This window comes from Desulfobacula toluolica Tol2, assembly GCF_000307105.1.
Lineage (GTDB): Bacteria > Desulfobacterota > Desulfobacteria > Desulfobacterales > Desulfobacteraceae > Desulfobacula > Desulfobacula toluolica.
The window spans coordinates 252,861-267,533 of sequence record NC_018645.1; the positions used below are offsets into that span (position 1 = coordinate 252,861).

16 protein-coding genes are annotated in these 14,673 nt (G+C 46.5%); 9 read left to right on the plus strand and 7 right to left on the minus strand.

The window, feature by feature from the left end:
• Positions 1-4: 4 nt before the first annotated feature.
• Together TOL2_RS01155 and TOL2_RS01160 are read right to left on the minus strand one after the other, a co-directional pair.
• Complete coding sequence (locus TOL2_RS01155; protein WP_014955731.1) at positions 5-328, minus strand: site-specific integrase; 324 nt, start codon at positions 326-328, stop codon at positions 5-7.
• The gene (locus TOL2_RS01160) at positions 325-990 is read right to left on the minus strand and encodes a tyrosine-type recombinase/integrase (RefSeq protein WP_014955732.1); all 666 of its coding nucleotides are present in this window, start codon (positions 988-990) and stop codon (positions 325-327) included. Before TOL2_RS01160 ends, TOL2_RS01155 begins: the two co-directional genes overlap by 4 nt.
• 149 nt (positions 991-1,139) lie before the next feature.
• Between TOL2_RS01160 and TOL2_RS01165 the strand changes: the two genes are divergently transcribed.
• The 9 genes from TOL2_RS01165 (at position 1,140) to mnhG (ending at position 8,083) form a co-directional block, all read left to right on the plus strand.
• A complete protein-coding gene (locus TOL2_RS01165) occupies positions 1,140-1,367 on the plus strand; it encodes a hypothetical protein (RefSeq protein ID WP_148278029.1) in 228 nt (75 codons plus the stop codon).
• A gap of 188 nt (positions 1,368-1,555) precedes the next feature.
• Positions 1,556-2,386, plus strand: coding sequence for a universal stress protein (locus TOL2_RS01170; protein ID WP_014955733.1), 831 nt, complete (start codon positions 1,556-1,558; stop codon positions 2,384-2,386).
• A gap of 1 nt (position 2,387) precedes the next feature.
• Positions 2,388-4,661 carry a hydrogen gas-evolving membrane-bound hydrogenase subunit E gene (mbhE, locus tag TOL2_RS01175; protein ID WP_014955734.1) on the plus strand — a complete coding sequence of 758 codons (2,274 nt, stop codon included), beginning with the start codon at positions 2,388-2,390 and terminating at the stop codon, positions 4,659-4,661.
• Positions 4,662-5,060 carry a Na(+)/H(+) antiporter subunit B gene (locus TOL2_RS01180; protein WP_014955735.1) on the plus strand — a complete coding sequence of 133 codons (399 nt, stop codon included), beginning with the start codon at positions 4,662-4,664 and terminating at the stop codon, positions 5,058-5,060.
• Between the two features lies 1 nt (position 5,061).
• Positions 5,062-5,463: an NADH-quinone oxidoreductase subunit K gene (locus TOL2_RS01185; RefSeq protein ID WP_014955736.1), complete on the plus strand. Its 402-nt coding sequence runs from the start codon at positions 5,062-5,064 to the stop codon at positions 5,461-5,463.
• Between the two features lie 5 nt (positions 5,464-5,468).
• Positions 5,469-6,956 carry a proton-conducting transporter transmembrane domain-containing protein gene (locus TOL2_RS01190; protein WP_232508026.1) on the plus strand — a complete coding sequence of 496 codons (1,488 nt, stop codon included), beginning with the start codon at positions 5,469-5,471 and terminating at the stop codon, positions 6,954-6,956.
• Complete coding sequence (locus TOL2_RS01195) at positions 6,956-7,432, plus strand: Na+/H+ antiporter subunit E (RefSeq protein ID WP_014955738.1); 477 nt, start codon at positions 6,956-6,958, stop codon at positions 7,430-7,432. The genes TOL2_RS01190 and TOL2_RS01195 overlap by 1 nt, the downstream gene beginning before the upstream one ends.
• Complete coding sequence (locus tag TOL2_RS01200) at positions 7,429-7,770, plus strand: monovalent cation/H+ antiporter complex subunit F (protein ID WP_014955739.1); 342 nt, start codon at positions 7,429-7,431, stop codon at positions 7,768-7,770. The genes TOL2_RS01195 and TOL2_RS01200 overlap by 4 nt, the downstream gene beginning before the upstream one ends.
• Positions 7,763-8,083 (plus strand): monovalent cation/H(+) antiporter subunit G, encoded by a 321-nt coding sequence (mnhG, locus tag TOL2_RS01205; RefSeq protein WP_014955740.1) that lies wholly within the window; start codon positions 7,763-7,765, stop codon positions 8,081-8,083. The genes TOL2_RS01200 and mnhG overlap by 8 nt, the downstream gene beginning before the upstream one ends.
• A 170-nt stretch (positions 8,084-8,253) precedes the next feature.
• On the opposite strand, the gene TOL2_RS23310 is transcribed toward mnhG, so the two are convergent.
• From TOL2_RS23310 to TOL2_RS01240, 5 genes are all read right to left on the minus strand, one after another.
• The gene (locus tag TOL2_RS23310; RefSeq protein ID WP_014955741.1) at positions 8,254-9,402 is read right to left on the minus strand and encodes a sulfotransferase family protein; all 1,149 of its coding nucleotides are present in this window, start codon (positions 9,400-9,402) and stop codon (positions 8,254-8,256) included.
• Entirely contained in the window at positions 9,392-10,051 is a 660-nt protein-coding gene (locus tag TOL2_RS01225) for a TetR/AcrR family transcriptional regulator (RefSeq protein WP_014955742.1), read from the minus strand. Before TOL2_RS01225 ends, TOL2_RS23310 begins: the two co-directional genes overlap by 11 nt.
• A gap of 295 nt (positions 10,052-10,346) precedes the next feature.
• On the minus strand, positions 10,347-11,075 hold the full coding sequence (locus TOL2_RS01230) for an RluA family pseudouridine synthase (protein WP_014955743.1): 729 nt from the start codon (positions 11,073-11,075) through the stop codon (positions 10,347-10,349).
• A gap of 380 nt (positions 11,076-11,455) precedes the next feature.
• Complete coding sequence (locus tag TOL2_RS01235) at positions 11,456-12,247, minus strand: DUF4198 domain-containing protein (RefSeq protein WP_014955744.1); 792 nt, start codon at positions 12,245-12,247, stop codon at positions 11,456-11,458.
• A 189-nt stretch (positions 12,248-12,436) separates the two neighbouring features.
• Entirely contained in the window at positions 12,437-14,440 is a 2,004-nt protein-coding gene (locus tag TOL2_RS01240; protein ID WP_014955745.1) for a TonB-dependent receptor, read from the minus strand.
• Positions 14,441-14,673 lie beyond the last annotated feature (233 nt).

Genomic DNA, 14,673 nt, shown 5'->3' on the forward strand with positions numbered 1-14,673 from the left:
GGCATCACCGTACTGGGCCCGTTTTTTTTAATACGGGTAATGCTGCTGCCGGACTTTTTGTCACGATATCCAATTTAACAAGCATGGCATAAAAAATTTTTAAAGCATAGCGATGATGTTCCAAACGGCTGTAACTAAAGCCCTTTTGCCTTAATTGAGCTATCCACAGACAAATGTGTGTGCCCCGGGCCTGAACAATTGAGATGTCCTGTGCCTTTAAATGCCGGGCGAACATGCCCATACAGGAAGCATAATTTTCAACAGTTTGATCTGCATATCCACAGACATCAGACAGCTGTGTTTTGTATTCATCCAGCAGAGCAATCATGGGGTCACCTCCATATACGGATGGATCTGCATGTAAGTCGCATATTGATCGGGATTCAAGTGGGTATATTTTCGGGTACTGCTACTTCGTACATGACCCAGGACATGCCTGGTTATTTCTGGGTCAGACACCTTATTCAAATGGGTCGCAGCCGTATGACGAAATAGATGGGCATGAAGGTGTTTATCAATATCATCACCGTTCAGGGAAAGCACAGAGGATAACCGAAGCCCAAGGAGACCCAACATCATAATCATCACAAGATTTCTGAAACCGATAGCGTCGGATGCTCTTCGATAGAAAAAGCTTAGAATCCTGTTATATTCTTCGATTGTTAAAAAATGAGGGATTGTTTTTTCAATTTTTGGATAGGGAAAGTCTGAAGCCGTATTTGTCTTCACCCACCCGTTGAGTTTTAAGAAATGAAAGAACTGTCTCAAGCTCCAGATACGTGCTTTTTGGGTATGAATGGAAGGGTTGTGACACTGGGTAATGAATACTTTTAAATGCCTGTAAGAGATACCTTTTACTGAGTCAACAGACGTTTTTTTAATAAACCGATTGAATTCATTGAGCCTTACTCTTAAGGATTGAATGGACCTGGTTGCAAAATTTGATACTTTACAATAATCGAGAAAATGTTCTATCTTGATTTCCAGCATAGAGGATCTCCTTTCTTTTTGGGAGAAAAGTTAAAAATTACTGTTTGGGAGGTTCTCTATGCTTCTACTACAATTTTAACACCTTACAAATTCCTTTTTTTGTTAACCGCAGGGTTTGGGGGTTAGGCGAAATCTTTAATAGAAAATTTTTGATAATCAACATCACAACAGGAGTCAATCATCTGAGATTCATTAACCGTTTTTCTGTCTGCTTTTTCCTTCTCTTTTTTTCTCTTCAGCAGGCAATTGCACTCGATGATAAAGAGCTAAAAGACCGCTTACAGAAAATGGCTGAAAGCCGTGGGATAAAGGATAAAAAGCAGATAGAAATGCTGTGGAAATATGTGCAAAGTATTGTCAATGGCCAAAATAGTTAATCCTGTTTTATTCTCTGATTTTTTTTGAATTGGATCTAAAAGAATTTGAATCTCCGCAATGACCTGGCCTGGCTTATATTTTGACCTTGACTTTAACAGGAATACAATCTATTTTTTTCATATCTTTTCGCAAAGCGAATTATAAGTTATATTAAGAATAACACAGCGCCTCAGAGGAGATGATAGTTATGATTAAACGAATTTTAGTCGGACTGGGCGGGACCCCGTTCACAGCAGTGGCTACCCGGTGCGCTACTGAACTGGGTGATATTCATCAGGCGCAGTTGACAGGCGTAACCGTCGTGGATACCAGTAAGCTTGACAATGTGGGGTCGGTTCCTGCGGGAGCAGATGCTTATGCCCAGAGGATGCGGAAAAAAAAGCTCAAGGTTACCCGGGAGGGTACAGAACACGCCATTTCTCTGTTCAAGGAACATTGCAGTAAAAATCAGGTGATCTGCCGGAGGATACAGTATGAAGAAGGGGACACCTTCGAGGCTATGATCAGGGAAGCCCGGTTCAACGACCTGACCATTTTCGGGCTTCGCAGTATTTTTGAATATGGATTTGTCGCAGATCCGGACAAGGCCATTATTAAACTTCTGCGCCAGGGTGTCAGGCCCATTCTGGCTGTGGCTGAAAATTACCGGCCCATAAAGACCGTACTGATAGCCTTAAGCGGTTCCATGGAATCTGCAAAAAGCATTCGTGAGTTTCTTCACCTGAACCCTTGGCCCGGTGTTAAGCTGCTCATGGTTCACTTCAAAGGTCAAAAGGACTCAGATCCGTTTCTCCTGAACAAAGCATCGGATTTCTGCCAGTCCTATGGCTTTGACGTTAAAACCGATCTTGTTGAGGGAAACCCGCGTTCAGACCTGTTGCACTATGCCATGGACCATAAGGTTGATCTGATCGTAATGGGTAACAGCTCCGGGAACATCATAAAACGGAGCCTGCTTGGGGATACAGTGCTTGAATTGATCCATTCCACGGAAATACCCTTATTCCTGTCTCAGTAATATGAAGCAAACAGCGCCCTGTATTGACAAAATTCCAGATTGTTGCAGATTAGGGCTTTTTTCCAGTGTTATACCGCTTGTTTTATTTGGAATGCTCTGTCTGGCATGGCCCGGAGTGGTTAAGGGGGAGGTATTCCAGGTTGAGTGGGCCTGGGTTCCCAGCCTCGATCTCTACCTGCGGTTCCGCCTGGATGGACTGAGCCTGTTATTCTGTCTGATAGTTACCATGGCTGGTTTTTTTGTAAGCCTTTACGCTTCCAGTTACATGGCCGGGAAACAGCATCTCAACCGTTTTTTTGTCTATCTGCATGGATTCATGATCGCCATGCTCGGTATTGTCACGGCCGATAATCTGCTGCTGCTCTTTGTGTTCTGGGAGGCCACCACGATCCTGTCCTACCTGCTCATCGGGTTTGACCATGAAAACAATACGGCACGGGAAAATGCCCGACAGGCCATCCTGGTTACAGGAGCCGGAGGGCTTTTTCTGCTTTTCGGTATCCTGCTTTTCAAGACTGCCGGTGGGTCGATGACACTGAGTCAATGGGCGCTGTCCGGTGATGCAATTCGCAACCATGCCCTGTATCCGGCAATTTTTATCTGCATTTTGGTGGGTGCCATGACCAAATCTGCCCAGGTTCCATTTCATTTCTGGCTGCCCAATGCCATGAGCGCGCCTACGCCCATCAGTGCTTTCCTCCATGCTGCCACCATGGTCAAGGCCGGTATTTATCTGCTCATGCGGTTTCATCCCCTGCTGGGAGGGACAGCTCTTTGGATGGGAACGCTGGTCCTTTTAGGCGGCACCACAGCCGTATGGGGTGCGGTCCAGGCGCTGGGTCCCTGTGACCTCAAACGGATACTGGCCTATACCACCATGATGGCGCTAGGAATTCTGACCCTGTTCCTCGGCGGGCAGACCGTTCTTTCCCTGACCGCAGCCACAACTTTTCTCATGGTTCATGCCCTTTACAAAGCCTCCCTGTTCCTGGCGGTGGGCAGTATCGACCATCAGACCGGGACCCGGGATCTTCGCAACCTTGGCGGGTTACTCAAAGCCATGCCCCTGACAGCCATTGCCGTTGCCGCCGCCACCCTTTCCATGGCCGGATTCCCTTTGTTTTTTGGATTTATCGGAAAAGAGATCATGTACGAAGGGGCCCTGGCTGAGGAGATGTTCCCCGTATTTGCCACCACGGCGACACTGGCTGCCAATGCCCTGATGACGGCTGTGGCGGCCATCATCCTGATCGCGCCGTTTTTGGGTCGTCGTCCCCTGATGATGGACCGGATTTGTGAGGTGCCCTGGACAATGCGGCTGGGTCCGGCCATCATGGGCGGAATAGGTGTTGTGTTCGGCATCATTCCGGAATGGGTCTCTGCCAACCTGGTTCAACCGGCTGTTTTTGCATATCATCCGGCCCGGGAGGAAATCCGAATGGCTTTTTTTCATGGATTCAATCTTCCGCTGCTGCTGAGTATGATCACTCTGGCCACGGGTGGTTTGATCTATCGGCAGCGCATCCGGCTGCGCGCTCTTATTCAAACCAGCCTGGAAAAGCTGTGGATAACCACCCCTGGGATATACCAGTTTATCCTGGATCTGTTTCTCAAAAGTGCGGGCTGGTTTACCCGAACATTCCAGAACGGATCTTTGCATACCTATCTTTCCATCATATTGATGGCGCTGGCAGTTATTGTCGGATGGGCCTGGTTCATTCACATCCCTTCTGTTTTCATGATTCCTGTCATCAATGATGCCTGGATTGCGGCCGGACTCTGCGGGTTTATTTTGCTGGCTTCGGGCGTGGTGGTGACGGCCCGTCAACGGCTGGCTGCCATTGGGGGACTGGGGGGGGTAGGCGCTGGTGTGGCCCTTATTTTTCTTATTTTCGGTGCGCCAGATATCGCATTGACCCAGCTTCTGGTGGAAACCCTGACCGTGGTGATCGTCTCCATGGTGCTGTTCCGCCTGCCACCCATTGATGCTGTTCGCAAGAGAGCCCGGGTCAGGAATCTGTTCAATGCCGTCGTTTCCTTGTGTATCGGCCTGCTGGTGACCACCGTTCTCATGGGGGTGCTGACAGTGCCTCTCGATCGCAGCCTCACCGATTTTTTTGAAGATTACAGTTATATTGCCGCCCATGGCCGGAATATTGTCAATGTTATTCTGGTTGATTTCAGAAGCCTGGACACCCTGGGTGAAATCTGCGTGGTGGTGCTGGCGGCCTGGGCTGGTGTGGCTCTGATGCGCAGCAGGAAAAAGGAGGAATAAATGGAATCAGTAATTCTGAAAACCGCGACAAGGCTTATGGTCGGGCTGATGCTGGTTTTTGCCGTATATCTGCTGTTACGGGGGCACCATGAACCCGGCGGCGGGTTTTCCGCAGCCCTGGTAACCGGTACCGCCTTTGCCTTGTTTGGCATAACTGAAGGACCAAAACGTCTTCGCCAGGCGATCCGTATACGGCCTGAAATTATTTCCGCCACAGGCCTGGCCCTGGGTGCAGGTTCGGGACTGCCGGCCCTTGTTATGGGAAAACCGTATCTGACCGGTGCCTGGTGGTCGTTTAACTCCCTGGTACTGGGTACGCCGCTGATATTTGATATCGGTGTTTTCCTGGCGGTTCTGGGAGCTATTCTGGCTGTGCTGCTGACCCTGGAGGAAAATTAAGATGGAAGCACTCATGGCCCTGGTTGTTGGACTGATGATTGCTGCGGCACTTTATCTGATGCTTTCGGGTGTGCTGGTCAGGTTTGTTTTCGGGTTCACCCTCATGGGGAATGCCATTAATCTGCTGATTTTTACGGCTGGCCGGCTGACCAATTCAAATCCAGCTTTGATTCATCCGGGACAGACCATTCTGACCTCCCCAGCCGCCAATGCACTGCCCCAGGCCCTGATCCTTACGGCCATAGTGATTGGGTTTGCAATGACCACGTTCTTTTTGATTCTCCTGGTCCGGACCTTTGATCAGGTACAGACCCTGGACGCGGATCAGCCGCCACTTTGCTGTGAATTGCCTGATACCGGCCTGGGGGACAGGAAAACCAATCTACCGGGAAAAAAAGGATGATCAAAATGCAGCTCATTTTTCCTGTTCTTGTGCCCATGATTGCCGCCATTGCAATGGTTCTTTTCCGGATGGATGAAAAAAAGGCCAATACTGCTGCTGTTATTGGTGCCTTGATCCATGTTTTTGCAAGCGTTCTGCTCATGGTGACCATTTTCGATGTGAAGGCCATGGCCTTGTGGGTGGGCAACTGGCCGGCCCCGGCCGGAATCTGCCTGGTGGCGGATTATCTGAGTGCGGTCATGGTACTGATCACCAGTGTGATCCATACGGCAGTGATTATCTATGCGCGCAAGGACATCGGCAGCAGCCAGATAAAAGCCGGCTTCTATCCGTTCATGCAGCTTCTGACCGCTGCTGTCTGCGGTGCCTTTCTTACCGGCGACCTGTTCAACCTCTATGTCTGGTTTGAGGTGATGCTCATGGCATCCTTCGGCATAATGATCATGGGGCATTCCTCCGGCCGAATGGCCGGTGCGGTTAAATACGTGACCATGAACCTTTTGTCCACCATGTTTTTGATCACGGCCATCGGATTGATTTATGGCCTCACCGGAACCCTGAACATGGCAGATCTTTCTGAAAAAATGGCCCTGGTGGAAAATGCGGCCCTGGTGAACAGTGTGGCCCTGCTGCTGATTACAGCGTTAGGTATTAAATCGGCCCTGTTTCCGCTGTTCTTCTGGTTGCCGGCATCTTACCACATCCTGCCGGTCTCGGTCTCTGCCTTTTTTGCCGGCATGCTGACAAAAGTAGGGGTATACGCACTGATCCGTATGTTTACCCTGGTGTTTGTCGGCGACACGGTCATAACCCATACCACGCTGATGGTCCTGGCGGTACTCACAATGGTGTCCGGGGTTGTTGCAGCCGCTTCACAGACGGAAATCAGACGCATCCTCTCATTTCACATCATCAGTCAGGTGGGATACATGGTCCTGGGGCTTTCACTGTTCACCCCCCTTGCCCTGGCCGGCACCCTGATTTATCTGGTTCATCATATCATTGTCAAAACCAATCTGTTCCTGGTGAGCGGTCTTATCCGAAAAGCAGCCGGGTCATTTGACCTGAACCATATCGGCAGCCTTTATAAAACCCGCGGCCTGCTTTCGGTCGGGTTTTTCATCCCGGCTTTTTCCCTGGCCGGGTTTCCGCCTTTATCCGGTTTCTGGGCCAAGCTTTTGATCGTTTATGCCTGCTTGGAAAGCCGGCATTATATCCTTGGCGCAGTGGCCGCAGTCGTTGGACTGATGACACTATTTTCCATGACTAAAATCTGGTCAGAAGCTTTCTGGAAACCTTTACCCGGGGATCAGGCCACCCCCTTCGAACTCAAGCCCCTTTCTGCCTGGATGATGTCACCGGTTCTGGGTCTTGCCCTGATCACCATACTGACCGGGCTGTTCATGGAACCTGTTTACCGTTTTGCCGTGGTGGTGGGTGAGCAGCTGATGAACCCGATGCCGTATATCCAGGCTGTTAAAGGAGGTGGCTGATGCCCCTTTTTATATTAAATATTTCATTTGCCGCGGTATTCACTCTTCTTACGGGCAGCGGCAGGATTGGTATCTTTTTGTTCGGATTTGTTCTCGGTTATGGAATTTTATGGCTGTCCAGTCCCCTTTACAAGGATACGCGGTATTTCAAAAAACTGCCCAAAACCCTTAATCTGATCACCTATTTTCTCAAAGAACTTTTTGTATCCAATCTCAGGGTACTCTGGGATGTGATCACGCCCGGCCATATAAGCCGTCCGGGCATTATCGGAGTCCCACTGGATGCCGAGACAGACTTGGAAATTTTTCTGGTTGCCAACCTGATATCCCTGACACCCGGCTCCCTGAGTGTGGACCTGTCTGAAGACAAAAAAACCTTGTTTGTTCATATCATGTTTCTAGAAAATGCAACTGCTGCCCGGACCGATATCAAAAACGGTCTGGAAAAAAGAGTCCTGGAGGTGATGAGATCATGATGACCGGCAATCTATTTCTGACCGGTGCCTGCCAGGCCGCCATGGCTATGCTCCTGGCCGCATTGACCATGCTGCTCTGGCGACTGGCAAAAGGACCTGTTGCTGCAGACAGGGTGATTGCCATGGATCTTATGTCGGTACTGGTGGTGGCTTTTCTGGTGATTCTTTCAATCTATACCGGAGAAACCACCTACCTGGATGTTGCCATTGCCTATGCCTGTATTGCCTTTCTGGGCACCATTGCACTGGCGCGGTTTATTCACAGGCGCGGTCGAAAGAATGATTTGCGGCTGCCGCCGTCCACACCAGGTTCCCCCAAAGGAGGTCCAGATGATTGAATATCTGATTGGTATTCTGCTGATTATCGGCAGCTTTTTCTGTCTGGTGGCAGCGCTGGGGGTGATCCGCCTGCCGGATCCATTGACGCGCATGCACGCTGCCACCAAGGCCGGCTCACTCGGCGCAGGCCTTTTGGTGAGTGCGCATGCTCTTTTTTATCAGGAACTGGGAATTTCCCTCCGGGCCTTGAGCATCATTGCACTTTTGCTGTTCACGGCCCCGGTGGCGGCGCATATTATCGCCCGCACCTCTTACCGGAGCGGGGAGGCAATTTCAGACCGCACCTGGATTGATGAACTAAAGGGGGAATAACAGCTTTATTTACCATGACTCAAATACTCAACTTTCGGAGGAGTAAATTTGCACCTCCAACAACTCCTCAGAATCACTTGAAAAACCGAAATATTTGAGAGCTTGACCCGTTACCTGATCAAACATCTTCTGTACCATACGCTCGGTAAAATCTAATAGTCGCTGAATATTTACAAGCGGTTAAGGTAAAAACCGAACCGTTCTTTTTCCAGGTCCGGGTCAATTCCCAGTTCAGATGCATTACATAAGTGGCTGCCGAATTTTGAACGGGGATTGTCCCACAGCCAGACCTGCATCCGTTTTTGGACCGTTCGGCTGAAGGGTATATCAAAGTGTTCGTATATTTTTTTCATGGATACTATCGGATACTGGCTCAGATCTGTGTGAAACACATCAAAAACCTGTTCCTCCCTCAATTTTTTTCGAACCTCTAAGGCCCGCTCGAGCCCCTTGACCCAAAGAGCAGGATACCAGTTCGCTATGGCCGGGATATTCACCTGACCAGTGGTGAGTTGCGTCCAACGGGAAACCAGGCTGACACCGGACACCATGGCTTCAAATGGATCCCGGTGTGTAAATATGATTCTGGCGTCGGGATAGGTCTTTAAAAGGGACTCCAGGCCGAACAGGTGAATGGGAGCCTTGAGTACCCAGTACTCATTGGGTAGTTTCCACTGGAAAACCTGGAGCAGGCGTTTGTGCCATTCATAGGCCTTGGTCATGTCGCAGTCCCCCAACCAATTGCCGTGACTGAACAGGCTGGACCCGGCACTCCAGCCCGCATGAATAAATTCATGGGCCATGAGGTTCTGGCATTCTGCGGTGCCAAGGGCCATGAAATTAATTCCGTTGATTCCCCGCAGCTCAGGTGCCATTGAGAACAACCCTTCCATGGCATCGTAACTTGATTGTATCCTTGGATCAGGCATGTGGGGTAACAAAGGGGGCGGCGGGCAGACAGCACCTGCGGATTCAAAATTTCTCAGGAACCGGGACAATGGATCCAAAGCCATCAGGGTCTGGGTAATGGTGGTGCCGGTCCTGGGCAGTCCCACGATAATAATGGGGGCCTTAATTTCTTCACCCTTAATTTCAGGATGATCTTTTATCAACTGGGTAACCTGCAGCCGGTTGACAAGGATCTGAGTGATCATCTGCTGAAAATACCCGGCAGTGCCTTCAGCCAGGTCCAGGTCATTGTTCAGGGAATTGATCAGCACTTCCAGGCCCTGTTTAAAGGTATCTCCACCGAAATCCTCCAGGCCGGATGTCTTAACAGCATTCTCTATAAACGGCTGTGATACAAGCTTAATTCCCATGGGTGTTCTCCTTTTTTTTGAAAATGTTGTTTCGTACCGCCTCAATACCTCCCAAAGAAAATTCATATACATGGGCGGCCCATTGTTCATATCTCTCATCCGCAGAATAATCTGGAAACAGCCGTGAAAAAACCGGCCATGCAAAACTGTAGTAAAGCAGTTGTCCGGCCACAGATACCAGGCAGTCCCGGGCCATGTCATCTGTCGCATCCTCTCCTAAAAGATCCCGGAACATCTTTATATGCCGCTTGATCCGGGGCCGATTATAGGTATCCACCAGCTCTTTGATGAACGGGGAGGGCCGGGTCATCTCGGAGATAAAAATGGATGTGATGTCCGAGGCAAAAGCATTGTTCTTATAGAGCATGGCGCAGAAATTTGAAATCATTGACCTGAGCTGCTCCCGGGGTGTTTTTCGATCCCAGTCCTCCTGGTCAAACCGATCATAAGCGGAAAAAATGGCATCCAGAATTTCACGGTACAGTTTTTCCTTGGATCCGAAATAATAATTAACAGCATTAATGTTGGCTGCCCCTGCTTTTTTACAGATTTCCCTGACAGTTGCGTCCCGATATCCCTTTTTAGCGAATACTTTGATGCCTGCTTCAAATAATTCTTTTTGAGTATTTTTTGATTTACTTTTCGGCATATCTGATCCTTTTAAACAAATTTATTAATACATATGTATTGATAAATTTGTTTAATACGATTGTATTAAATTGTCAAGCCGCAAATCAATTTTATGAATATGTAAAAAGTAAAATATCTTGAAAGGTTAGTCTCCGGTATGAATATTCCCTTTGTCGGGGGGTGGTGGTGGTGGTCATTTAATCCTTCTTTTTTGGATTAATTGGCGTTAATCCAAGGAATATCTGACCACCCTTAAGTTTGACAAGGTGTCAACTCAAGTTCATCTTCGGGCAGTTTAATGAAGATAGATAAATTCAGTATCGTGGCTGTTTGTTAGCCCCGATTTTGCCCTGGGGCTTAAAATAGTTTGTAAAAAATTCAGGTATTTTAGTTTCAAACTTCATTTCTTGATTGTTAAAGGGGTGTTTAAATTTGATCGAAAAAGCATGTAATGCCAAACGCCCCCTCTCATTTTCACCATACTTTAAATCACCGACAATGGGATGCCCAAGTTCGGATAAGTGAACACGGATTTGATTTTTTTTGCCCGTTAAAAGATCAATTTCCAATATACTATAGTTTTTAGACTCATTTTTTACCTTATATTTAGTCTTGGCAAACTTTCCTTCTTCTGGGTTTTCGACAGATCGCATCATATAATCGTCTCCTTCAGCAAGATAAGATTCAATGATTCCATTCTTTTTTGCTAAATTACCATGGACGATAGCCAGGTATTTTTTTTCTACATTGTCCCACTGGTTTGCAAATTTCTCACGAATTTTGAAGCTTTTAGCAAAGACCAACACTCCAGATGTCTCACGATCCAAACGATGTACAACAAACAGGTTGACTTTTGCCCTTGGATTGCCTTTTCTAACGTAATTTATAAGCAATTGATGTGCTGTCTTTTCTTTTTCGTACTTTGCTTTAACGCTCAAAAGACCTGAACTCTTATCAATGACAATGATGTCCTGATCCTCATACAGGATACTGATGCCGGCAGGCACATATCTATATCTTATTTTTATTTTTGATTTAATCACAAGGTTTTCCTAATAAATTTTTGCTTAAAATATCTCGAGAATGTCAATTTTGATCAATTAACACACTTAAAAGGTCTGACTTTATGTGATATATACATTAGGCTCATCTTAAAAGTCAAACTTATGCTTGATGTCAGTGTGTCAAACAGCATATTTTATTGAATCCCAATCAGTGTCCATTGTGACGATGAAAAGGGAAAAAACAGGATGCTGATTTGGCGAAATTGTTTAAGGCAGGGCTGTTAATGGGGTCAGGCTTGCGTTTTTGAGTTTTTTTGATGGTTTGAATATCTTTGATAAAAATTACAATAAAACAAGCCTGACTTTGTCTGCTAAAGCTTAAGTCCAAAAATTGAATTTAAGAAGAGTCGCAGTTTTATTTATTTCACCTCAAATACCAGAATGGCTCTCATTACATGGATATCATAATCCTGGCCTGCCTGTTTGGACTCGGTTTGAATACGGACCATCCAGTTGCCCGGGTGGGTTATTTTTACCTTTGCAATGCCCTGGCTATTGCATTGTGTAAAATATGCATAGGTGTTGGGGTTTGCGCTGAAACCGTCATAGGTGGCAAAGACATCTGTAGAGAAGGGTTTGCCATCATAAATAATTTTAAATTCCATTTCCGTATTAATCTTGACAGTACCCGGATCTGTCAAAGGCACGATCTCAAGTTTATCATTTATTATTTTGCCGTATCCATTGTCTGCCTTGCCTGCCCTGATAATGGTTTTACAAAATTTCTCATATTTTTTACTGGCTGAGACCACATTTTTTAGTCCTTTTTTCCCGCCCTGCTTATACCCTTGGGTGGTCTGGGTCCAAATCATACCCTTTCTGTGACCGGCGAGAATTGAATAGCCGTGCTCTTTGCACAGGACAATTCCGTCTTGGGACATCAGTATTGGATTGGACGTAAGTTTTAAGGGGGTCACAGCATCACCCTTGATCATTGAGACCTCCACTTTATCTGCCGGTTCCATTTCTTGACTTACCATGAACACATGGGCAGAGATTACGCTGAAAGGAACCTTTTCGCCAGGCTCAACACTCATCAAAACAGGCTTTATGATAAATTCATGGGCCAAAACAGATGGCAGGCAGACAAAACAGCTTATTAATGAGAATAAAAAAAAATTATAAGTTTTAAATTTACAGGTTTTGAACATGAAATTCTCCTTTAATACAATTATTAAAAACAGCCACGCATCATCCTTTCCAACAAAAGGAAAATATCCTTCGCGGCATGGGTTATGAATAAATGCTCTATCTTCTGATCCTGCAAAAGATCAGCAATACCTATTGCTAATGGTGGGCTTGGTAACTGCATAGATAAAGACATCCTGTGGTAACAACGCCTAATAGGTCATGGTGAAACTCAAAAAGCACCCGCGTGGATTGGCCGTTCTATAAGAAGATGAGGACTCATAAGCCGGATACCTTTCATCAAAAATATTGGTAATATCCAATGCTATCGAGTAATTTTTATACTGGTAACCCAACTGAAGGTCAGTAACCAGATAATCAATGGTTTTCTCCCTGATACCATTATAACCGACCTCATATTTATTTTTTTCGCCTTCTCCTACAAACCGGGTGTCAAAACCGGCAAAAAATCCTTGAGGGGGTCTCCATTCAGCACCGAAACTATAGATCCAGTTGGGAACAAGTTCGATATCCGTACCGGAATAGTCTACACCGTTGCTGATATAATTTTCATATTCTCCCTTGATATAAGAAAGTGTGCCGTACAATTGCAGATGATCCAAGAGCGCATAATCCAAGGACAGCTCAATCCCTTTACGGCGGGTTTCACCTGTATTGGTCTTGGTGTCGGCTGCCGCATCAATTAATATTTCATCCTCAACATCGAGAATAAATCCTGTCAATGTCGTTTCCAGATTAGGCAGAGGACTCATCCTGACTCCTAATTCGTATTGAGTATAGGTTTCCTTTTTCAGGTCAGGGTATTTGAATTTATCAAATCCATTGGGCAGTTTAAAACCTTCTCCATATGTGGTAAAAAAGGTATACCCGGCAAGAGGAGTATACTCGATGCCTGCCTTGGGGCTGAAGATATTATAGTCTTCCATATCAGTGGATATTCCTGTCAAAGAATCGTCCAAATCTCCGGATATATGGTCATATCTGCCGCCTGCGGTAAGTTTCCAGGCATCTGTCAGGGCCAGTTGGTTTTGTAAAAACATGGAATAGGTCATTATTGTACTCTCGCCATCCACTGTCACGATCTCACGAGCTGTGCGAATTCGGCTGGGATTCTGGGCGTTGATGGTATGTGTCAATTCTACCTGGCCGTCAAAACCCAAGATAAGGTTGTTTGCCATGCCGCCAAGTTCAGTATTCCATACATAACTTGTGCTTCCGCCATAAATATCTCGATCATGATATTCTTCATCCACCCGGGTATCCTTGTCCCTATAGCGGGTAAGGTTTGATCGGTAGGCATAGAATAAAAAATTTAAAAAATCATCGTCTGAAAGATCATATGTCCAGTTGGTATTAAAACCATATCGGTCTCTTTTTCCTCCCCCAAGGGGCTTGGCGCTCCAGAAATCGCCAGCATCCCATTGGGCCTGGGTAAGATATTCAGGATGATCCCAATCCACAGTATAAAGATTTAAAGCAAGAGAACCTGTTAGATCTTCACTGAAATCATAGGTAAACTTCCCTGTTACGTTTGCCTTTACCATTTCAGAGTTTGAGGTTTTGCCATCCTGTTTGGTAATGTCCGCCCCAAAAACAGAGTTCAGCTTACCGGTTTCACGGCCCATAGACATCTGGAACCTCTGGCGGTCCCAATCCCCGAGGCCAAACTTTATGCGGTTGAAATCGCCCCTGTGTTTTGTAACTATATTGACCACGCCGGCCCTGGCAAATTGCCCGTAAAGGGCAGACGATGGTCCCTTGATGACCTCAACATAGGCAATATCTTCGGGTATTACGGCATTGAAATCACCATACCCGTCCCCATGGGAAGTCGATTCGTTTAAAGGCACCCCATCGACGAATATGGCGACACCCGTGTTATGGCCAAGCCTAAGCCCCCGCATTGTAAAAGCACTGGCAACTGCCCCCTGGCTATAATCCTGAATGGCAACCCCAGGAACTTTTTCCATGATATACAATGGTTTATCCAAAAAATGGTTCTGTAATTGGTCTTGTGTTATTATGGTTGCCGAAGGAGGAGGCGGCGAGATTTTGCAGGATTGGCCTTGAACTGTAACTTCGTCTATTTTAAGAACTTTGCTTGACTCTGAAGCCCATGCATATCCCTGTAAAAGCATCAGGGCAAATAGCGTTATTACTGTAAATTTAAACCGAAACCTTTGGTGATATATCATACGTTCTTCTCCTAATATTGAATAATTAATTTAAAAGTCATCCTATGGATGATAAAAGACATTATAGGAGAAAGAGGAACCCTTGACGGGGATAAGATGCCAAGGTATAGTAGTCCTTATGCATCCCTTCTTTCCGGGAGTGGATTCAAGGGAACGCAGCCTGCTACTTTTGCCGGTCGCGGCTGCTTTCCCGCTCTTTCACTAATTTTTTTATTTTACTTGAAGCTCTTTGT